At 34.8% G+C, this 21,701-nt stretch carries 15 protein-coding genes and 1 riboswitch; of the genes, 14 read left to right on the top strand and 1 reads right to left on the bottom strand.

All coding sequences use genetic code 11. The features are described 5' to 3' along the window. Positions 1-124: 124 nt before the first annotated feature. From FLY87_RS08155 to FLY87_RS08110, 9 genes are all read left to right on the top strand, one after another. Entirely contained in the window at positions 125-1,123 is a 999-nt protein-coding gene (locus tag FLY87_RS08155; protein WP_141266830.1) for a hypothetical protein, read from the top strand. A gap of 131 nt (positions 1,124-1,254) precedes the next feature. Further along, positions 1,255-2,013 carry a hypothetical protein gene (locus tag FLY87_RS08150; RefSeq protein WP_141266828.1) on the top strand — a complete coding sequence of 253 codons (759 nt, stop codon included), beginning with the start codon at positions 1,255-1,257 and terminating at the stop codon, positions 2,011-2,013. 36 nt (positions 2,014-2,049) lie between these two features. Then, positions 2,050-3,171, top strand: a complete 1,122-nt coding sequence (locus FLY87_RS08145; protein WP_141266826.1) for a glycosyltransferase family 1 protein — start codon at positions 2,050-2,052, stop codon at positions 3,169-3,171. 78 nt (positions 3,172-3,249) lie between these two features. Further along, positions 3,250-5,418, top strand: coding sequence for a bi-domain-containing oxidoreductase (locus tag FLY87_RS08140; RefSeq protein WP_181406013.1), 2,169 nt, complete (start codon positions 3,250-3,252; stop codon positions 5,416-5,418). A gap of 2 nt (positions 5,419-5,420) precedes the next feature. Continuing rightward, positions 5,421-6,626: a glycosyltransferase family 4 protein gene (locus FLY87_RS08135; protein WP_181406012.1), complete on the top strand. Its 1,206-nt coding sequence runs from the start codon at positions 5,421-5,423 to the stop codon at positions 6,624-6,626. A 9-nt stretch (positions 6,627-6,635) separates the two neighbouring features. Next, a complete protein-coding gene (locus FLY87_RS08130; protein ID WP_141266822.1) occupies positions 6,636-7,736 on the top strand; it encodes an NAD-dependent epimerase/dehydratase family protein in 1,101 nt (366 codons plus the stop codon). A 96-nt stretch (positions 7,737-7,832) separates the two neighbouring features. Beyond that, positions 7,833-8,960, top strand: a complete 1,128-nt coding sequence (wecB, locus tag FLY87_RS08125; protein ID WP_141266820.1) for a non-hydrolyzing UDP-N-acetylglucosamine 2-epimerase — start codon at positions 7,833-7,835, stop codon at positions 8,958-8,960. A gap of 271 nt (positions 8,961-9,231) precedes the next feature. Beyond that, positions 9,232-9,999 (top strand): Wzz/FepE/Etk N-terminal domain-containing protein, encoded by a 768-nt coding sequence (locus FLY87_RS08120; RefSeq protein WP_012546104.1) that lies wholly within the window; start codon positions 9,232-9,234, stop codon positions 9,997-9,999. Positions 10,000-10,082: 83 nt separating this feature from the next. Beyond that, positions 10,083-10,625 (top strand): hypothetical protein, encoded by a 543-nt coding sequence (locus tag FLY87_RS08110; protein WP_141266818.1) that lies wholly within the window; start codon positions 10,083-10,085, stop codon positions 10,623-10,625. Between the two features lie 158 nt (positions 10,626-10,783). Here the strand turns inward: FLY87_RS08110 and FLY87_RS08105 are convergent, their stop codons facing one another. Continuing rightward, positions 10,784-11,707 carry a glycosyltransferase family 4 protein gene (locus FLY87_RS08105; protein ID WP_141266816.1) on the bottom strand — a complete coding sequence of 308 codons (924 nt, stop codon included), beginning with the start codon at positions 11,705-11,707 and terminating at the stop codon, positions 10,784-10,786. A 258-nt stretch (positions 11,708-11,965) separates the two neighbouring features. Continuing rightward, a riboswitch (cobalamin riboswitch) is annotated at positions 11,966-12,172 on the top strand. Positions 12,173-12,201: 29 nt separating this feature from the next. On the opposite strand from FLY87_RS08105, the gene metE reads away from it, so the two are divergent. Genes metE through trpD form a run of 5 tightly spaced genes read left to right on the top strand, consistent with a single transcriptional unit; the run spans position 12,202 to position 21,701 of the window. Beyond that, entirely contained in the window at positions 12,202-14,439 is a 2,238-nt protein-coding gene (gene metE, locus FLY87_RS08100) for a 5-methyltetrahydropteroyltriglutamate--homocysteine S-methyltransferase (RefSeq protein ID WP_141266814.1), read from the top strand. Between the two features lies 1 nt (position 14,440). After that, a complete protein-coding gene (locus FLY87_RS10240) occupies positions 14,441-18,598 on the top strand; it encodes a ribonucleoside triphosphate reductase (protein ID WP_141266813.1) in 4,158 nt (1,385 codons plus the stop codon). Between the two features lie 45 nt (positions 18,599-18,643). Then, entirely contained in the window at positions 18,644-20,134 is a 1,491-nt protein-coding gene (trpE, locus tag FLY87_RS08090) for an anthranilate synthase component I (RefSeq protein ID WP_012546555.1), read from the top strand. Next, the gene (locus FLY87_RS08085) at positions 20,131-20,694 is read left to right on the top strand and encodes an aminodeoxychorismate/anthranilate synthase component II (RefSeq protein ID WP_012545428.1); all 564 of its coding nucleotides are present in this window, start codon (positions 20,131-20,133) and stop codon (positions 20,692-20,694) included. The genes trpE and FLY87_RS08085 overlap by 4 nt, the downstream gene beginning before the upstream one ends. Continuing rightward, positions 20,691-21,701 (top strand): anthranilate phosphoribosyltransferase, encoded by a 1,011-nt coding sequence (gene trpD / locus FLY87_RS08080; protein ID WP_012546835.1) that lies wholly within the window; start codon positions 20,691-20,693, stop codon positions 21,699-21,701. The genes FLY87_RS08085 and trpD overlap by 4 nt, the downstream gene beginning before the upstream one ends.

Raw genomic sequence — 21,701 nt, 5'->3', positions numbered from 1 at the left:
ATTTGCCTATTTTACTTTATTGATTTTTTCAATATTAAGAATAATAAGGTCTTTTTTCCCTAAATTAACCAATTTTCAGAAAGTATTAGTTTTCTTTTTATTCTTTTTTCTCTTTCATGGTATCATGATTCAATTACTATCAATTTTTAATTGGCTCAATATGTTAGGTATTTTCATATTTATATCAATTTTTAGTTTAATTTCAATTTCTCTAACAGTCAAATCTTATGATAAATTCAAATTTAAAAAATTATCTTTAATAGATTTATCAAGTAATTTTATGAAAATGAACAAATTTTTAATATGGCTGATAATTTCATATTCTATAACTTTAATTACAATTGCTGCTACTGCGTGGCTTAATTTTCCAATGGCTGATAGTTATCATTGGGAAATGCCTTATTATTGGATCAAACACGAGACTATAAAACCCTTTATAGTTTTAAATTTTCGTATTACAAGTTTTTCTTTTTTACATGAGGCTCAATTTGTCCCATTTTATACCTTCTTTAAAAAGGCTGAATTAACTTTTTTAGTTTCAGCCTTCTGTTTTATATTATTACCATTTGTGATAAGAGAAATGGCAATAAATATCGGTTTCTCCAGAGAGGCCTCTATTTTTGCAGCTTTTATAACGACATCGTTTACAATAATAATTTATAGTTATTATTTCGGTTCAAATGACATCAGTAAGTCTTTTTGGATATTGGTAAGTATTTATTTTGCTTTAGAATATATAAACAAGAATGATAAAAGGTTATTATTAGTAATAATTTCTGTTTTATCGTTTTGCGTTGCTTTAGGTATTAAGAATACTACAGTTATTTTATTGCCTATTTATTTAGCAATTTGTATTCTTATGATAAAATGCTCCCCAAATAAACTAAAAACTTTTTATATAATCTTTTTATCATTTATTTTTGGTTTTTTAGCCTCTACTACTGTATGGCTTTATTTAAATAATTACTTATGGTATGGAGATCTTAGAGGATTTAAGGAAAATTATTTAACAGCGATTGGAAATTTAGATTACTTAAGCATTAAAGGTAGAATTGTTAGAGGTATACTTTATATGGTATCTGATTTTGGTTATTTGCCTAAAAAATTGAATCTATATTATTAACTATTCATAATTTTATCTTAGAATTTTTCAATATACCTGATATATTACCAAGAGAAGGCGGATATTATATCTTTTTAAAAGATAGAATTCCTCAAAGGAATGCCTTTGGTATAGTAGGTTCATTGATACTATTGCCTACATATTTATATTCAATAAAAGCTTTTCTTTTAAATAAGCATAATAATTTAAATAAGAAACTTTATATTCTCCTTATGGTTTTTTCTACTATCTCTTTTATTCTTTATCATGCTTTTCTTTCTTGGCAACCGTCAGGACTTTTTAGGCTTTCATTTGACTTTGTGCTTGTTTTTGCACCAATATTAGCTATATTGTTCAAGGATTTATTTGTTCGTAAAGTAGTTAGTTTGCTTGCTATATCAAATTATATTTTTATTACCGTTATATTAATTTTTATATCAATTCCTACAAATTATATAGTTTCAAACAACTTACTGCATTCTATTTCAAGTTTAAGGTATAGCACTCTTGGAGAATTTATTTTTGAAAATAAAGAGGCAAATGATATAAAGGAGTTAATATTAAAAGACTACTCAAGTAGCGAAGTTCTTAAGACAATAACTAAATCATATTTAAAATCAGGTTCCACCGTTGCATATATTGGAACAGATGAATATTTTTTATTTGGAGAAAAAATGGAAAATAAAATAAATTCAATTATAGATCACAGATTTTCTGTTTTGAACCAGATCAAGAATATGAAATTTGATGAAAGATATGTAATTATAGATCAACGTGTTTTAGATGAAGTCTCAAGAGATTTGTTAAATAAAAAGTTATTAGAAGATAATTATATTCAAACGCTTGTCATAACTCATAAAAAAACCGGAGTTATTTGGTTTAAAGTGTATGAAAAAATATATCAAACATAATTTAATCAAATTGAAAAATCTAAAGTTTAATCAATCATGAATATAGCCCTAAATACACTTAGTGCTCGTGCTGGTGCAGGTATTAGTGTTTTTCAAACACTAATGAAAGCACTTGATGAAGTGGATAAAACAAATAAATATTTTGTTTTTGTTAGCTCTAAACAAAATTCTATTATCTCATCTATTCCTGATAGCTTTGAAAAAGTTATTTTTAAACATTGTCCTGCTAATCCTTATTTTAGGGTTTTGTGGGAACAGTCTATACTGCCTTTTTATATTTATAAATATAAAATAAATGTTTTATATTCTGTTGGGAATATTACTTCTTTATTAGCTCCTTGTAACGTTGTGCTTTTTATTGAGAATGTTAATCCTTTTTCAAAAATTATCAAAAACTGGACACTTAAAGAAAAATTAAGAAATAAGCTAATTTTTTATTTAGGCTGGCTTTCAGCTTTAAAAGCATCAAAAATTCGTTTTTGTTCAAAAAGATCAATGGAAATAATCAAAAAAATTTATAAAATTGATGAAAAAAAATGTTTTCTATTAAGACACGGATTGGATCTGAGCAGTATTAAACCAAATATTGAAAATAGATTTCCATTTAATTACATATTAACTGTTTCAGTAGTTGCACCCCATAAGAATTTAGAGGTTTTAATCAAAGCTTTTGCCATACTTAAATCACATAATTTATATAATGGCAAATTGATTGTAGTCGGTAATACAGACTGTTATCAGGACTATTACAATAAATTAGTTAATATTATTAATGAACTGAAAATCCAGGATGATGTTATTTTTTCAGGTGCTGTTAATTATAAGGAAATCTTTGATTTTTATAAAAATGCTGACTGTTTCGTATTTCCTTCTTTAACAGAAACATTTGGTTTGCCTGTTATTGAGTCTTTATATTTTAATGTTCCTGTAATATTATCTGATGGGTCAAAGTATAAAGACTTATTTATTCCATTTAATGAGATTGCAAGGGATTATGCAGTTTATTTTGATCCATATTCTGAGCACGAACTGGCTGAAAAAATCATTCAGGCTATCAAGAATAAACAAGAAATTAATTCAAAAAAATTCATTGAAAGTTATTATAACATAAAGGAAGTTGCTAAAATATTAGTTAACGAATTTAATAATTTGAAATAATACAATTTTCATCTGCCTTAATAAGTGGGTAAGGTTCAGAGAAACTGCTGTAGAGAAAACGGTGGAGTGGTTTAAAAAATGTTACAACTAATCCAGAACTATCGGACGGGCAAGCTTGAACTGGCGGACGTTCCAGTGCCAAATATATCAGCTAATACTATATTGGTCAAAAACTACGCTTCATTAATAAGCATCGGTACCGAACGCTCAATTATTGAGCTTGGTAGAAAATCGTTGTTTGGTAAGGCGCGTAGCCGTCCGGATTTGGTTAAAAGATTTTTAGATAAAGCAAAGAAAGAGGGGTTTTTAAAGACCTTTCAAGAAGCATTGGGTAGACTGGATAATCCTGTGCCTCTTGGATATAGTTCAGCCGGTGTTGTAGTTGAAGTTGGTAGGAATATTCATAAATTTGCCCCAGGGGATAAAGTTGCCTGCATTGGTGCAGGATATGCTTCCCATGCCGAGTATATAACAGTTCCTGAGAATCTTTGCTGTCGAATTCCAGATGATGTAAGTTTTGAAGAGGCATCATTTGGAATGCTCGGAATCATTGCAATGCATGGTATAAGATGCGGGAATTTAACTTTTGGCGAAAGAGTTGCTGTTATTGGACTTGGGTTGCTTGGATTATTAACCATTCAGATTCTGAAAGCTTATGGTTGCATGGTTATGGGGTTTGATATTGATGTGTCAAAAGTGGAAATGGCAAGAAAATTAGGAGTAGATGCAGTTAGCTCAGATGCCGAGGATTTTAAAAATCTTGTTGATAAATATACGGATGGATTTGGTGCAGATGCGGTGATAATTACTGCTGCAACAAAGTCTGATGCTCCTATTAATTTAGCAGTTGATATTGCAAGATTTCGTGGCAGGATTGTTGTTGTAGGAGTTGCTGATATTCATCCTGATAGAAATGAACTCTGGCACAAAGAAGTAGAAATTATTGTCTCTAAAGCAGCGGGTCCGGGTAGTCTTGACCCTGTCTATGAAAATAAAGGAATTGATTATCCAACAGGTTATATTAGGTGGACGGAAAATAGAAATCTTGAGGAGTTTTTAAGGCTTGTCTCTGGAAAGAAAGTCATATTAGAACCATTGATTACTCACAAATTCCCGATTGAAAAGGCGATTCAGGTTTATGAAAATATAATGAATAACAGATGCGGACCCTATATTGGCGTAGTTTTGGAGTATTCCAAAGAGAAGGATATATCACAGGAAAAACTAAAAAAATTAAAAGAAACAGCAAAAAATTCCTCTGTCGTTATTGGAATAATTGGTGCGGGATTATTTGGTAAGGCTTTATTGATTCCAGCTTTATCAAAGCTATCTGATGTTCGCTTCCATACACTTTCTACAAGCTCTGGTATAAATTCCTATCAGACTGCCAAAAAATATGGATTTGAAAATGCAACTTCTGATTACAGGTGGATATTAAATAATGGGGAAATCAATTCGGTTGTCATATTAACTCCCCACAGTCTTCATGCAAAAATGGTGAAAGAATCCTTACAGGCAGGAAAGCATGTTTTTGTAGAGAAGCCATTGTGTATCAATGAAGAAGAGTTAAAAGAAATTACAGATGTCTATTCTTCAGTGATGGATGATGGAAAATCTATTCCATTTCTTATGGTTGGTTACAATAGAAGATTTTCTCCTCATGTTGAAAAACTAAAAAGTTTTGTGAGTAATCGTAAAGACCCGTTGATGATTAATTACAGAGTTAATGCTGGGTTTGTTCCATCTGAACACTGGGTTCACTCTGAAGAAGAGGGAGGTGGAAGAATTATTGGAGAGATATGTCATTTCATTGATTTGATGATTTATCTGACAAATAGTTTACCTATACAAGCTTATGCAGATAGAGTTTCTGGTAACAATAAAACTATAGTTAATGAAGACAACGTTTCGATTGTAATTAAATTCAGGGACGGTTCTGTGGGTAATATTTTCTACTCTTCCTCAGGAGATAAGTCATTTTCACGAGAGAGAATAGAGGTTTACTCTGAGGGTAAGACATTAATTATTGAAGACTTCAAAAACTCTTATTTCTGGCTGGGTGGAAGGACTAAAAAGTTTAAAACTTTAAATCAGGAGATAGGCTATAAGGAAGAGTTGTCTCATTTTATAAGTGTAATTAAAGGGAGTGAAAAACCAAAAATAACCTATGATGAAATTTATTACTCTACACTTACTACTTTCAAAATCAATGAATCTATTTCAAAGGGAACAGTAATTCAAATATGAGGGTGCTATTAATAACTGATTCCTTTCCTCCAGAGATTCGTTCTGCCTCTCATTTGATGCTGGAGCTGGCTGAAGGGTTGAGAGACAGAGGTTTTGATGTTACTGTTGCTACAACCTATCCAGAATATAATTTAGTCGACGAGCAGAGGAATATAAAATATCCAGATTTTACTGAGGAAAATCAAATTAAGGTCATTAGAATAAAAACTCTGCCACATCACAAAGTAAATTTTATCATAAGAGGGATTTCTCAAATCAGCATGCCTTATATCTTTGAGAATAAAATTAAAAAATACTTAAACAAAACAGATGTAATAATCGTTTACAGTCCCCCTCTGCCTCTTGCAATGCTTGGAGCTAAACTTAAGAAAAATTTTAATGCAAAGTTTTTATTAAATGTTCAGGACATATTTCCTCAAAATGCAATTGATTTAGGAGTTTTAAAAAATCCTCTTTTAATAAATTTTTTTAGGAAAATGGAACGAAAAGCTTATATTGGTGCGGATTGGATATTTGTTCACTCCGAGGGCAATTTAAATTTTTTAAAAAATAATCATCCAGACATTTCCAACAAATTCATGGTGCTTCATAACTGGATAGACATAAAACAGTTTAACGGAGTTTCAAGAACTAATAAATACAGGAATCTGTATCATCTAGAGGATAAATTTATCTTGCTCTTTGCCGGGGTTATGGGTCCGTCTCAAGGGCTAAATTTTGTTATAGAACTGGCTGAAAAGGTGAAGGATTTACAGGATGTGGTGTTTCTATTTGTTGGTGACGGGATGGAGAGAACAAAACTACAGGATTTAGCAAGAGCTAAAAATTTAAATAATGTTATTTTTAAGCCCTTTGTATCTAAAGAGGAATACCCCTATCTTGTTAAGGATTGTGATGTGGGTCTGGTATCTCTGTCCAGTAAGAATAAGACTCCTGTGGTGCCGGGGAAGATTCTTGGATATATGGCTGCAAAACTTCCTGTTTTGGCTTTTTTAAATCAGGACAGTGATGGGCATAGTATAATTAAAAACGCCAATTGTGGCTTAAGTTGTATACATGGAGATATTCAAAAAGCAGAGCATTTAGTGAGAGAAATTTATAGAAATAAAAATGCTCTTATCACATATGGTGAGAATGGTTATGACTATTTAGTAAATAATTTTGAAAGAGAAGTTTGTATTCAAAAGTTAATAGAAAATTTTTATTAAGGAGGCTTCATGAATCATTATGAAAAAAGAGTTAAATTGGTCGATGAATATATGGGGAAGTTGGATTTAGGGAAAGATTTAATAAAATACTATGAAGGTAGAAATATTTTAGTAACTGGTGGAGCAGGTGCTATTGGAAGTAACCTAATTATTGCTCTTTCAAAATTAGTTGGAAGTAAGGGTAAAGTTGTTGTTCTTGATAATCTTTCAGCAATAAAAGTCAGAGACCCTTGGAATGTAACACCTCTTCCAAATATAATGTTTGTTTTTGGTGATGTAAGAAATGATGTTGACCTGAAGAGAGTTTTCAAAGAGGATATTAGCATTGTTTTTCATCTTGCTGCCTTCTTTGCAAACCAGAATTCAGTAGACTATCCAGAAGTCTCAGCAGAAGTTGATGTTATTGGTCAAATTAAACTCCTTGAATACTCCCGATTAGGGAGAGTGGAAAAATTCATATATGCATCAAGTGGATGTGCTATTTATGGCTCTTATCCCAAACTTCCCTTGAAAGAGGATTTTATTTCTATGCATCTTACAACTCCCTATCAGATTAATAAAATGACAGGTGAGATGTATTGTAATTTTTATTATCATCATTATAGTTTGCCTATTGTCAATTGCAGATTTTTCAATTCCTACGGTCCCGGTGAAGTGCCAGGTCAGTATAGAAATGTAATACCTAATTTTATTTACTGGTCAATTAAGGGTTTACCTTTACCAATTACGGGAACAGGAGAGGAAACAAGAGATTTTACCTATGTTTTAGACCTTGTTCAGGGACTTATAAAGGCTGGTTACTATAAAAAGGCAATAGGTGAGAATTTTAATCTTGCTGCTGGAAGAGAGGTTTCAATCAAGGATGTGGCTTCAATGGTTTTAGAAGCAACTGGAAATAAGGCGGGTTTGATTTTTAAGGAAAGAAGAAAGTGGGATACAAAACCGAGACTTCTTGCATCAATTGAAAAGGCTAAAAAGCTCATAGGTTATCAGCCTATTGTTGATTTTAAAGAGGGTTTTGATGCAAATATTGAGTGGTTCAGAGATAACTGGGAAAAAATTGATATGCTTGCTGATTTTCCACCGGGTATGAGTAGTGCTGTGAGGTGAGTAGAAGATGCGGATGAGTGAATGGGTAGATCGGGTGTTTAAAGTTCAAGGTTTGAGGCTCAAGGTTGGGATTTTTGATAGAGGGGTGCAGGAGATTTGAAGAGGATATTATTGATATTTGGGACGAGGCCAGAGGCAATAAAGATGTCTCCTCTTTACTGGGAATTTAAAAAATATCCAGAAGATTTTGATGTAAAAGTTTGTGTAACTGCACAACACAGACAAATGCTTGACCAAGTTCTAAATTTTTTTGCAATAAAGCCAGACTACGACCTTAATTTAATGAGGGACAATCAGAGTCTTTTTAATATAACATCTGACAGTATCATAGAACTTGAGAAAGTTTACAATGACTTTAATCCCGATCTTGTTTTGGTTCAAGGAGATACAACAACATCTTTCACTGGTGCGCTTTCAGCATATTACAAAAAAATAAAGGTTGCCCATATTGAGGCAGGGCTGAGAAGCGGCAATAAATATTCACCCTTTCCAGAAGAGATAAACAGAGTCTTGGTTGGACACATTGCTGATTATCATTTTGCACCTACGGAAAAGGCAAAACAAAATTTGTATAACGAGGGAATAAGGGAAAATGTTTGGGTTGTTGGGAATACAGTAATTGATGCTTTATTTTTAGGATTGAGAATTTTAGAGGAAAATGAGGAGCTCAGGTCTAAAATTGAACTTTATTTTAATGGAATTTTTGAATTTCAGCGAGAAAAGATAATATTAGTTACAGGGCATAGAAGAGAAAGCTTTGGTGAAGGATTTGAAAACATTTGCAATGCCTTAAAAGAGATTGCTGAGAGTTATCCAGAATTAAAGATAATCTATCCGGTTCATCTAAATCCTAATGTAAGAGAGCCAGTCAATAGAATATTAAATGGGATTAAGAATATTTTTCTCTTAGAGCCTCTGGAATATCCATATTTGATTTGGTTAATGTCAAAATCTTTTCTGATATTGACTGATTCTGGTGGAATTCAAGAAGAAGCACCTTCTTTAGGAAAGCCGGTATTGGTTATGAGAGAAGTAACAGAGAGAGTTGAGGGAATAGAGGCCGGAACTGCAAGTCTTGTAGGCATCAAGAAAGAAAATATTGTAAAGGCAGTTCAGAGTTTAATTGAAAATACCTCTGAATATCATAAAATGGCAAGGGCTATAAACCCTTACGGAGACGGTCTATCAAGCAAGAGAATTGTGGAGATAATAAGAAGTATTTGAGATTAATAAGGGTTTAAATTTAAATTGTTTAAGAATAATATAAAAATAATGTATTGGAATGATGAGAATATCAGATGCTCTATAAAATGACGCTTTTTGTCACCCTGAGGCGAAGCTGAAGGGTCTTCTCTATTGTAGCTAAGGAGATTCCTCGTCGCTTACGCTCCTCGGAATGACAAAAAACAGCTCGGAATGAAAAAAGGAATGATAACGAAAGAACATAAAAGCTATAAATTTTTGCATAGCCTAACAAAAACTTCGGAGGTTTGGAATGAACGAGCAAGGACGAAAGGAACAATACTCTGATGAGATTGACCTTTATGAACTGCTTCTCGTGCTTAAAAAAAGGCTCAAGCTTATCGTTGCTGTTTCTTTCATCGGGCTTTTAATAGGAGGCTTGGTAGCTTTTCTATCTCCCGATATTTATCAGGCAAGGGCAACTCTTTGGGTAGACTCTTTGATTGGTCAGTCTGTTATTGAGAGATTTAAAACAAGTGATAGTAAAACATCATTTATAATTCCTTTAGGACAAACCAAGTCGCCAGAGGTCAATAATCTATCTCTATCAATACTTAATAGCCTTGAGTTTAAAAAGAAGGTGCTTGATAGATTGATAAAACAGTATGGAGAAAAAGAAAATATACTCAACTTGACTAAATCAATCAATAAAGGCCAAGGAGACATTGTTTTTAAGGCTGAGATAGACAAAAAGACAGGGAGCATTAATCTAATTTCTGAACAGAAGGATAAAAAATTTGCTGAGGATATTCTCAGGTATGCAATAGATGAATTTGAAAAGGAGCTTGGAAAAACCTCTCAGACCTACGCTGAGGCAATATCAACACAAAAAGAAAAAATTAAAAATAATAAAAATTTCATATTAAGCGTTATAGAACAGCCTACCTCTCTTGATTCTCCCGTAAAACCAAAAAGAAAGCTCATTATAGCTGTGGCTGGAATAAGCGCACTTTTTTCAGGGATTTTTCTTGCCTTTGTGGCTGAGTGGTGGAATAATGTTAGAGCAAGAAGGAAAAATTAAAGCACATGTTATACTGTCAAGTTATGGGAAAATAAAATTGAAGATTTTTATAATAGGTGTAGTAGAAGGACTGGAGGGTTTTTATGGATGAGAAAACTTTATTAGAAATTGTAAGAAAAGCAGTAAAGGAAGAATTTAATATTTTCAGACAGGAGATGGCAACAAAGGAAGACTTGAAAGCCTTTGCAACTAAAGAAGATCTGAAAGCTTTTGCGACCAAGGAGGACTTGAAAGCCTTCGCAACAAAAGAAGACCTGAATAAATTAAAAGCAGAGTTTATGTTTGAGATTAACTACATAAAATCTGAGATGGTAACCAGAGATGATCTTAAAATTTATATCACCAAAGAAGACTTTAATACATATATAGAAGCTATTTCTGAAAGACTTGAAAGATTCTCAAGAAATATATTGAGTATGCTTGAACACTACGAGCGCGATGTTAGAGAACTTCATAAAAAATTTGATCTTATTGATTTTGGCTTACTTCTTACACATCTTGATAGACTGGCAGGTTTCATGGAGAAAAAGGAGCAGGAAAGAATTATTGCTGAAAATCAGCTTAAAAGACAGTATCTGGAGATAAGAGACAGGGTTAAAAAGATAGAGAGCATTATTGGCATTTAAAAAACTAAATTTAAGGTTTTAAATGCTTCCTCCCTTCCTTTTAAATCTTAAAAATCTGCCAGTTAATATTTTCCAGTAAAGATAAGTGTAAAGAACACCAAAAAATAGTGAAGTAATTATAAGTGGGGTTGTATTTTTCCACCAGAGTAAACCTGGAACTACTCCAAATGTGCATAAAATCCAGAGAAAGGGAGAGCTGTTGGTCCTAGAAGCTTTTTTGTGAGACGTTTATAGATTATCATGTGCAAATGAAGTCCATCTGGTGAAAATGGAGAGATACCCCTAATAAAAGTTTTTCTGTACATTGAAAAAACTACCTCAAATATAGGATAAACACAAACTACAAAGGGAAACCAGGGAGACACTTCTGAATGTCTATTCCCAAGAAGAACCGATATAGTGCCTATGAGAAAACCGATTAAATAAGCTCCTCCATCACCCAGAAAAATAAGTCCATTTGGATAATTAAGAATAAAAAAGCCTGCTATGGCTCCTATGAGGCTAATACAGAAAATAATTAAAAAGTGATCGCCACCTTTATAGGACACATAACCTAAGGCTAAAAGTATTATCATTGATACCATACTTGCAAGTCCATTAAAACCATCTATAATATTTATGGCATTTGTAATTCCAACAATAGCAAAAACAGTAAAAATAAAAGAAAAAATACCAAAGCTTAAAAAAGCATCTAAAGGAATATCCACTCGTTTGATAGAAGCATCTAAAAGAAAAAAAGCCATTGTAGGTCCAATGCCTATAAGTAGAAGTCTCAATTTAACTGAAAACTTTGCTAAGATATCTTCTAAAAAACCAGCAAAAAATACAGGAACAGAGCAAAGTATTAGCAGCACAAAGTCATATGAACAGGACTCTCTTCTAAGAAAAACCAGAGCTAAAGCTCCCGGGAGAGCTATAAAAATTCCAGTTCCGCCAATCCTTGGAGTTGGAGAGTAATGGAACCTCTGAGGACCTACATGTAGATGATCTGAAATAAGGGAGCTTATTCTTTTAGATTGTATGATTATAAAAAGAGATATTATAAAGCTAATGAAAAAAGAAAGAAATAGATAAGATATCATGATTTATCCTTTATCAATAATAAAATATATTCAGGCATTATAAGCCCTTTATCCAAATAATATCCCACCACTTTTCTTCCCTCTTTCAGCATTTTTTACTTTATATTATACATTATAAACAAAATTCTGCATTTCCTCTGTGATTCCAGACTCATTATGTAATTAATCGTTGCTTTACTCTGTTATTCCGAGGAGCATGAGTCAGAGATTCCTCATATCATTAAAGATGCACGGAATGACAAGAAATGTCAGAATACTAATTTTTTGAAAGATTTGGATATATTTTGTTATACTTTAACCTAACTGGATTTTAAGGGAAGAGAGGTGAGAATCCTCCGCTGCCCCGCAGCCGTGTTGGGAACGAAAGCCCACTTATGCCACTGGAGAGCAAATCTCTGGGAAGGCGGGCAAGTAGGTTGAAGAGAGCCCAAAGTCGGAAGACCTATCCAGTCAGAGAGCCTTTGGCTTTCTGAAATGCCTCGTGGGAGGAGTAGATGAAGATTAAAACCACTGTCTTTGGCTATCCCCGTATCGGTCCGAAGAGAGAACTAAAAAAAGCTCTGGAAGACTACTGGAACGGGAAGATTTCAAAAGTAGAACTTTTAGAGACTGCCAATTCTTTAATAATCCAGAATGCTAAAGTCATTCAATCCTCTGGGATTGACCTCATTCCATCTAATGAATTTTCTCTCTATGACTTTATTCTTGACCATTCAGTGATGTTTAACGCTGTACCTCAAAGATTTAACAGAATTTCAGACCCCTTGGATAGATATTTTGCTATGGCAAGGGGCACTCAAGAGCTTCCAGCCCTTGAGATGACCAAGTGGTTTAATACGAATTATCACTACATTGTGCCAGAAATAGAGGATGAAGAGTTTGAGCTTATGGAAAACAAGCCCCTTAGGGAATTTGCTTTGCTAAGAGATAGTCTATCCGTAAAAACCAAGCCTGTCATAGTGGGACCTTTTACCTATCTGAAGTCTGCGAAGTTAAATATGGATAGACTGGAAAGATTATCGGAAAAAATATTGCCTGCCTATAAAAAGCTCCTCATAAAACTCGATGCAGCAGGAGTTGAAGAAATACAGATTGATGAACCTGCAATGGTAATGGATATGGAAGAGCGAGAGATAGAACTCTTAACAGGTCTTTACAGGGAGCTGACAAAGGTCCTTACTTTAAAAGTTTATATTCAAACTTATTATGAAGCGGTTTCAGCATATGAAAAACTTGTTTTCTCTCTGTCTGTCCATGGATTTGGATTTGACCTTGTAGACGGCAAGGAAAATCTTGAAAATATACTAACTCTTGGATTTCCATCCGATAAAGTTCTCATTGCTGGAGTTGTATCGGGAAGAGACCCTTGGAGGACAGACTTTACTGTTGTTATGAGCATGCTGGAGAGACTTTTCAGAGTTACCGATAAGATTATGCTTTCCAATTCATCTCCACTAATTCATCTTCCAATAACTGTTGAGGCAGAGAGAGGACATATTCAAGAGGATATACTTAACATGCTAAGCTTTGCCAATGAGAGACTTGAAGAGTTAACCATTCTCAAAAGAGCAATTAATGATGGAGCAGCCCTGCCAGCAAGGAAAAGTATAGTCCATGAGATATTTTCAAAGGCAGAGGTAAGGAGCAAAATCTCAAGCATAGATGAAAAAGCTATTTTAAGAAAACCCGAATTTAAAGAGAGATACAGTATACAGATGGATTCTTTCAAGCTACCTCTTTTCCCTACAACTACCATAGGAAGCTTTCCTCAGACAAAGGAAGTAAGAAAATTCAGGGCAGATTATAAAAATGGTAAGATAACTGAGGAGGAATACAAAAAGTTTATTTTTCAGGAGATTGAAAAGGCTGTAAAAATTCAGGAAGAACTTGACATAGATGTGCTTGTTCATGGAGAGTTTGAGAGAACAGACATGGTAGAGTTTTTTGCTGAAAAACTAAAAGGCTTTGCGATAACTAAAAATGGCTGGGTTCAGTCTTATGGTTCAAGATGTGTAAGACCACCGGTAATTTACGGAGATGTATGGAGGGACAAAGCTCTTACAGTTGAGGAAACCCTCTATGCTCAATCTCTCACCACGAGACCAGTGAAGGGAATTATGACAGGTGCTGTTACAATTCTTCAGTGGTCCTATCCAAGAAAGGATATATCAAGGCGCGAGATTGCCTACCAGATAGCTCTTGCTCTAAAGGAGGAAGTGCTGGAACTTGAGAAGAGGGGTATAAAAATTATTCAGATTGACGAGCCTGCTTTCAGAGAAGGTTTGCCTCTTAAGAGAAACAAGCAGAACGAATATTTTGATTGGGCCATAAATAGTTTCAGGCTTACCACAGCTGATGTATCTCCCTTTACGCAGATTCATACTCACATGTGCTATTCAGACTTTAATGAGATAATTGACAGGATTTACGCTCTTGATGCTGATGTGATATCAATTGAGGCTTCAAGAAGCAAAGGAGAGATTTTATCTGCCTTTGAAAACTTCAGATACGACCATGGCATTGGATTGGGAGTTTATGATATTCACTCTCCAAGATTACCCTCTGTTGAGGAGATGATTGAGATTATTGAGCGTTCTGTCAGTCTGATTGATAAGTCACTTTTTTGGATAAACCCAGACTGTGGACTAAAGACAAGAGGATGGCAGGAGACAGTGGCATCCCTAAAAAATATGGTTTTAGCTGCAAAGGCTATGCGTGAAAGGGAGGTTTAGGATGTTTAAAAATATAATAAAGCGAGATGGCCGCATTGTCCCCTTTGACCCTGAAAAAATTACTGTAGCCATTTCAAAGGCGGGAAAAGCAACCGGCGAGTTCGATTACGATACAGCAAAAAGGCTTACGATAAAAGTCCTATTGCTTGCGGAGGAATTAATCAGAGACCGAGACCCACATGTAGAGGAAATACAAGACATAGTTGAGGAGATACTTTTAAGCAGTCCCTACAGGAAAACAGCTAAGGCATACATCATATACCGCGACCAGCATGCGAGAATGCGTGAGATTGCCCGTCAGGGTGGACTTGAGCTCATAGACAACTATCTTAGCAAGGTTGACTGGCGAATTAGCGAAAACTCAAATATGAGTTTCAGTCTTCAGGGGCTTAACAATTATATCTCCTCTGAAATAAGCAAAAGCTACTGGCTACACAAAATATATCCTCCAGAGGTGAGGGAAGCCCATATAAATGGCGATATGCATATTCACGACCTGAATGCCCTTTCTGCCTATTGTGTTGGATGGGATTTGATGGACTTGCTTATCCGGGGCTTTGGTGGAGTTCCCGGTAAAGTTGAATCTCGGCCTGCTAAGCATCTTAGGCCTGCACTGGGTCAGATTGTCAATTTCTTGTATACAACCCAGGGAGAGTGTTATTCCTCAGATACACAGGTTCTTACATATTCAGGTTGGAAGTATTTTTTTGAGCTCACAGAGCATGATTTCATCTTTACTATGAATACTGAGACAAAAAAAATTGAACTTCAAAAACCAGTAAAGTTTTACGAATTTGATTATAACGGTGCGATGTATCACTTTAAGTCCAAGAAGCTTGACTTGCTTGTAACGCCAAATCACAGGATGTTGGTGCAACAGTATAGTCCAACATCCAAAGAAAATGGAAAGCTAAAGTTCATTGAAGCAGAAAAATTCAATCCAAATACTCACTTTATACCAAAGCACGCATTATGGGAAGGCAGAATGGAGGAATACTTTATTCTGCCTGAGATCAAAATTTACCAATACAGAAATTTTAAAAAAATAAACAGTAAAAGTGAAAGTCCAGATATCCTTGAGGAAGAGGCAGGAATCTACAGCTCTCAACCAATTGAAAAATATGAGATCAAAGTGTTACCTCCAAAGAAGATTCCCATGAATCTATGGCTTAAATTCTTTGGATTCTGGTTAGCCGAAGGATGCACTTATTTGAGAAAGAGACAGAGAAAAGGAAGAGAAGTTCCCTACTATGAATACTTAGTAAGAATATCTCAGAAAAAAAGCGAAATTGCTGAAGAATTTGAAAAGGTGCTCAGTCAAATTCCCTTCAGCTACAACAAGAAGTTTAAAGCTGACTTAATAGAGTTTTACATTAATGACAAGCAATTGTTTTCATACCTAAGGAAATTTGGAAAAAGCTGCGACAAATTCATTCCTTCTGAAATTAAAAACCTAAGTAAGGAACAACTTGAGATTATCTTTGACTGGCTAATGAAAGGTGATGGCTGGAGTGGGGATGGAAACATAGAGTATTCAACAAAAAGTAAAAGATTAGCTGATGACATACAGGAGATAGTGCTTAAACTTGGAATGTCAGCTAACATTTATGAGAGAAAAAAGGGAAATTTCAAGTGGTATGATGTAGGAGTATCTTTAGCAAAAAACTTTAGACTCAATAGTGTCAATAAGCAAGTCACAAATTATGCAGGAAAAGTTTACTGTGTAGAAGTTCCAAATCATACTCTTTATGTAAGAAGAAATGGTAAAGCCTGTTGGTGTGGAAATTCAGCAGGAGCGCAAGCTTTCAGCAATGTGGACACCCTTCTTGCACCCTTCATTGCCTATGACGGATTGAATTATAAGCAAGTAAAACAGGCACTTCAGGAATGGGTCTTCAACCTCAATGTGCCTACTCGCGTTGGTTTTCAATGTCTTTCTGAAGACACCGAAATTTTAACCTTAGATGGATGGAAAAGATATAACGAAGTTGAAATTGGAGACTCAATTTATACATTCAACATAAACAATGGCGAGATTGAGACAAAATTGGTTACCTATGTTTTCAGAAAGGAATACTCTGGAATTATGTATAATCTGAAAAACAGAAGCCAGAGTCAACTAATCTCGCCAAATCATAGAGTTGTAAGAAAGGTTTTTAATACAGAAAAATACAGGCTGGATAGGATTGAAGATTTACTAAGCTACAGTTCACCATTAATTATTCCAGTAGCAGGAGAAAACAAAAATCCCGATTATCCCATCTCAGATGAGGAGCTTAAAATTTTCTCATGGATACTTTCAGAGGGAAGCATTGAGAGGGAAGGAAGTCACAGAGTTAGCATATATCAGTCTAAGGAAACTCATCCCGAGAACTATGAAGAGATTATTCAGCTTTTGGAAGATTTGAATTTTGAATATAGTGTTAAAGAGCAACACTCTCTTGGTAAGTGCAAGCATATAAGGCTAAAGCCAAAGTCAAGTAAAGCAATACATGAACTCATAGGCGCTAAGGTTAAAAAGTTTCCCGAATATCTTTATAGGTTAAGTAAGAGGCAAGCGAGACTATTTCTTGAAACATACTTAAAAGGTGATGGCTGGACCGAAAAGTTCAGAAAAAGAATAACCGTTACAGAAGAAGAAGCAAAGGATTTCATTACTGCGATTGCGGTATTGGCAGGATATAACTTTAATGTGAGAAAGAGAAAAATGGGAGGAATTTCCAAAAAGCTTCAGTATATTATTACCCTTACAGAGACAAAAGCTGACCATATAATGAAAATTGAAAAGATTGAATACAGAGGTATTATCTGGAGCGTTAATACAGAAAACGAGACTGTTATTGCAAGAAGAAATGGACAGGTTTTTATAACTGGAAACACCCCTTTCTCCAATATCACCCTTGACCTTAAAGTGCCTGAGCATTTTGTCTCTCAGGCAGTGATAATCGGAGGAAAAACTCAGGATGCTACATACGGAGAGTTTCAGAGAGAGATGGACATGTTCAATCAAGCTCTCTTTGAAGTGCTTTCTGAGGGCGATGCAAAGGGAAGAGTGTTTACCTTCCCAATTCCTACAATTAACATAACAAAAGATTTTGACTGGAATAGCCCAGTTGTAGACCTAATAATGCAGGCAACGGCAAAATACGGAATACCATATTTTGCAAACTATGTTAATTCTGATTTAAAACCAGAGGATGCTCGCTCTATGTGTTGCAGGCTCAGACTCGAAACTAAAGCGCTAAAGCATAGAGGTGGCGGACTTTTTGGTTCTAATCCTCTCACAGGAAGTATAGGGGTTGTGACCATAGATCTTCCAAGAATCGGATATTTAAGTAATTCAGAAGAGGAATTTTATCAAAGACTTCTCAGGCTTATGGAGATTGCGAAGACATCCCTTGAGATAAAACGGAAAGTACTTGAGAGATTTACAGATTCAGGACTTTACCCCTACTCCAAGCATTATCTGAGTTTTGTAAAAGAAAGAGCAGGAGCTTACTGGTGTAATCACTTCTCAACAATTGGAATAATTGGAATGAACGAAGCTATAGCAAATGCTCGTTGGCTTAACTCTAAGGGAATTTGGACAGAGGAAGGGAAAGCCTTTGCTTTGAAAGTAATGGATTTTATGAGAGAGAAACTCCTTGAATATCAAAAAGAAACAGGCAATCTATACAATCTTGAGGCAACACCAGCAGAGGGAACAAGTTACAGACTTGCGAGGATTGATAAGCAAAAATATCCAGATATTATCACTCAAGGCAGCGAACATCCTTACTATACAAACTCCACATGGCTTCCTGTTGGATTTACAGAGTCAATTCATTACATATTAGACAATCAGGATGAGTTGCAGAGCAAATACACAGGAGGCACAGTTCAACATATATTCTTGGGTGAAAAGCCCGAACCCCAGAAACTAAAAAGATTCATAAGACAGGTGTTTGAAAAATATACACTTCCCTACATAAGCATAACACCAACTTTCAGTGTATGTTCTGAATGTGGCTACATTGAAGGCGAACACTCTACATGCCCCAAATGTGGTAGAGAATGCGAAATATATTCCCGTGTGGTAGGCTATCTCCGTCCTGTATCTAACTGGAATGAAGGCAAAAAAGAAGAATTCAAAGACAGAAAATATATGAAAGAGCTTTGATAAAGCAAGATTGCCTTTTTGAACTATAATTATTTAAACTATCAAATGAATTTAAATGAAAAAGAATTTCTTAAACTATCAGATAAATTTAATCTAATTCCTCTTTACAGGGAAATTATCGCAGACCTTGATACTCCTGTAGGAGCTTTTCTTAAACTTAATCGCCGCCCTTCTTTTCTTCTTGAGAGTGTTCAAGGAGGAGAGAAATGGGGTAGATACTCAATAATTGGTATTGAACCCTCTGTTGTGATTAAAGCAGAAGGTAAGAAAATAACTGTTCAAAAAGGACAAAACAGGAGGGTTTATAAAAAGTTAGAACCTTTTAATTTTTTAAGAAAACTTTTCACTCAGTATAAGCCCTATATTGACTCAGAACTTCCAAGATTCTTTGGTGGAATGGTAGGCTTTATTTCCTATGATACTGTAAAACTTTTTGAAAAAGTTCCTGATATTCCAAAACCCTCAATAGACATGCCTGACATTTTTCTAATGATTCCGGAAACACTTCTAATTTTTGATAATCTTAAACAATCAATCAAAATTGTGTATAATGCCTTCATAGATAAAGATGCAACTTCTATTTACCAAAAAGCACAGAAAAAAATTGACAACCTCATTTCTGATTTAAAAAGTCATAGTGATGAGAGATTTAGAACCTATCTAAATGTCCCAGAAAAAGGGAGCAAAACACTGCACGGATTTCATTCTAATTTCAGCAAGGAGGAATTTCTCTCTGCGGTAAAAAAGGCAAAAGAGTATGTATTAAATGGTGATGTTGTTCAGGTTGTAATATCACAGCGATTTGAAACTGAAACCCAAGCTCATCCCTTTGATATTTACAGAATTCTAAGAATTATAAATCCCTCTCCATATATGTTTTATATTGATACAGGCGAGGGTTTTCTTGTAGGCTCTTCTCCTGAAATTCTTGTTAGACTTGAAGATGAAAGGGTTATTGTAAGACCTATTGCAGGAACTCGTCCAAGAGGAAAAACAGAGGAAGAAGACCTTGCTCTTGAAAAAGAGCTACTCAGCGATGAGAAAGAAATAGCAGAACACATTATGCTTGTTGACCTTGGAAGAAATGATGTGGGTAGAGTAGCAGAGATAGGTTCGGTCAATGTTACAGAATTAATGACAATTGAAAGATATAGCCATGTAATGCACATTGTAAGCAATGTAGAGGGGAAGCTTAAGAAGGGACTTGATATGTTTGATGTTTTTATGTCCTGTTTCCCTGCAGGAACTGTAACAGGCGCACCAAAGGTAAGAGCAATGCAGATTATTGAAGAACTTGAACCAACAAAAAGAGGTCCTTATGCAGGAGCAATAGGATATTTTGGATTCAGTGGTAATATGGATATGTGCATTGGCATAAGAATGCTAACAATCAAGGACAATCATGTATTTGTTCAGGCAGGAGCAGGAATTGTTGCAGATTCTATACCTGAAAGAGAGTATACAGAAACAGTTAATAAAGCAAAGGCTATGCTTAAAACAGTAAATTTTCTCCAATCTGGAGGACTGTCCTCATGATTCTTATAATTGACAACTATGATTCATTCACATATAATCTCTATCAATATGTTGGAGAGATGGTTAAAAACGTTAAAGTTTATAGAAACGATAAAATTACAATTAAAGATATTGAAAAAATGTCTCCTGAAAAAATTATTATTTCTCCAGGTCCTTGCACTCCTACAGAAGCAGGAATTTCAATTGATGTAATAAAATATTTTGCAGGTAAAATACCAATTCTTGGAGTATGCCTTGGACATCAGGCAATTGGAGCAGCCTTTGGTGCAAAAGTTATTCGTTCTCATGAAATAATGCATGGCAAGACATCTCTCATTTATCACGATGGCAAAACAATTTTTACAGGGCTTCCAAACCCTTTTGAGGCAACAAGATATCATTCACTTATAGTTGAAAGGGAAACTCTACCAGACTGTCTTATTGTTAGTGCATGGACATCAAATGATATAATTATGGGTATAAGGCACAGGGAATATCCTGTTGAAGGAGTGCAGTTTCATCCTGAAAGCATTCTTACAAAAACTGGCAAAGACTTATTAAAAAACTTTTTAAAACTATGATAGAAGAAGCAATATACAGATTAAGCAAAAGAGAAAACCTTCCTGAGGAACTTTTAAAGGGAAGCTTTATTGAGATAATTGAAGAGAAAGCTTCTCCAGTGCAGATTTCAGCTTTTTTAATGGGATTATCAATGAAGGGAGAGACAGAGGACGAAATTCTTGCAACTGTTAAACTTTTTAGAGATTATGCAATAAAAATTAAATCTCCTCAGGGAACAATAGATATTGTTGGCACAGGAGGAGACCATTCTGGTACATTCAATGTGTCTACTGCTACAAGCTTTGTAGTAGCAGGCGCAGGTGTTCCTGTGGCAAAGCATGGCAATCGCTCTGCTTCAAGCCAATGTGGAAGCATTGATGTCCTTGAAGAATTGGGAATAAAGGTTGATATGTCTCCTCAGATAGCAGAAAAATGTCTTTTTGAATGTGGACTCACTGTGCTTTTTGCTCCACTTTATCATCCAGCAATGAAAAGAGTTGTTCCTGTTAGAAAGGAACTAAAGATAAGGACTATTTTTAATATCCTTGGTCCAATGCTTAATCCTGCAGAGGTTAAACGTATATTGATTGGTGTCTTTTCAAAGGAATACATGGAAATAATCGCCCGAGTGATGTCAAAACTCGGAGCAGAGGATGTTATGGTTGTTCATAGTGAAGAAGGACTTGATGAGATATCAATCTCTGGAAAGACGTATATTGTTAGAGCAAAAGATGGTAAGATTGAAACTAAGACCATTACTCCTGAAGAGGCTGGATTATCTCGTAGTTCCTTAGACCAAGTAAGAGGAGCGGATAAAAGGGAAAATGCAAGGATTGTATTAGAAATTCTCAAAGGAAATAAAGGACCGGCAACAGATATGGTCTTGTTAAATGCAGCTTCAGCCCTTCAGGTTGCAGGGAAAGCGAATAGTCTCTCTGAAGGTGTAAAGATAGCAAAACAGGCAATAGATAGCGGAAAAGCTTATAATAAATTAGAACAACTTAAAAAACTATCTCATTCAATTTAA

The organism is Thermodesulfovibrio sp. Kuro-1, from assembly GCF_006538445.1.
GTDB classification, from domain to species: Bacteria; Nitrospirota; Thermodesulfovibrionia; order Thermodesulfovibrionales; family Thermodesulfovibrionaceae; genus Thermodesulfovibrio; species Thermodesulfovibrio yellowstonii.
This window is presented reverse-complemented; position numbering and strand designations above follow the sequence as displayed.

Coding starts and splice junctions, on each gene's coding strand:
- FLY87_RS08155 (WP_141266830.1), top strand. CDS start 125: ATGATTCAATTACTATCAATTTTTAATTGGCTCAATATGTTAGGTATT.
- FLY87_RS08145 (WP_141266826.1), top strand. CDS start 2,050: ATGAATATAGCCCTAAATACACTTAGTGCTCGTGCTGGTGCAGGTATT.
- FLY87_RS08140 (WP_181406013.1), top strand. CDS start 3,250: ATGTTACAACTAATCCAGAACTATCGGACGGGCAAGCTTGAACTGGCG.
- FLY87_RS08130 (WP_141266822.1), top strand. CDS start 6,636: ATGAATCATTATGAAAAAAGAGTTAAATTGGTCGATGAATATATGGGG.
- FLY87_RS08120 (WP_012546104.1), top strand. CDS start 9,232: ATGAACGAGCAAGGACGAAAGGAACAATACTCTGATGAGATTGACCTT.
- FLY87_RS08110 (WP_141266818.1), top strand. CDS start 10,083: ATGGATGAGAAAACTTTATTAGAAATTGTAAGAAAAGCAGTAAAGGAA.
- FLY87_RS08105 (WP_141266816.1), bottom strand. CDS start 11,707: ATGATATCTTATCTATTTCTTTCTTTTTTCATTAGCTTTATAATATCT.
- metE (WP_141266814.1), top strand. CDS start 12,202: ATGAAGATTAAAACCACTGTCTTTGGCTATCCCCGTATCGGTCCGAAG.
- FLY87_RS10240 (WP_141266813.1), top strand. CDS start 14,441: ATGTTTAAAAATATAATAAAGCGAGATGGCCGCATTGTCCCCTTTGAC.
- trpE (WP_012546555.1), top strand. CDS start 18,644: ATGAATTTAAATGAAAAAGAATTTCTTAAACTATCAGATAAATTTAAT.
- FLY87_RS08085 (WP_012545428.1), top strand. CDS start 20,131: ATGATTCTTATAATTGACAACTATGATTCATTCACATATAATCTCTAT.
- trpD (WP_012546835.1), top strand. CDS start 20,691: ATGATAGAAGAAGCAATATACAGATTAAGCAAAAGAGAAAACCTTCCT.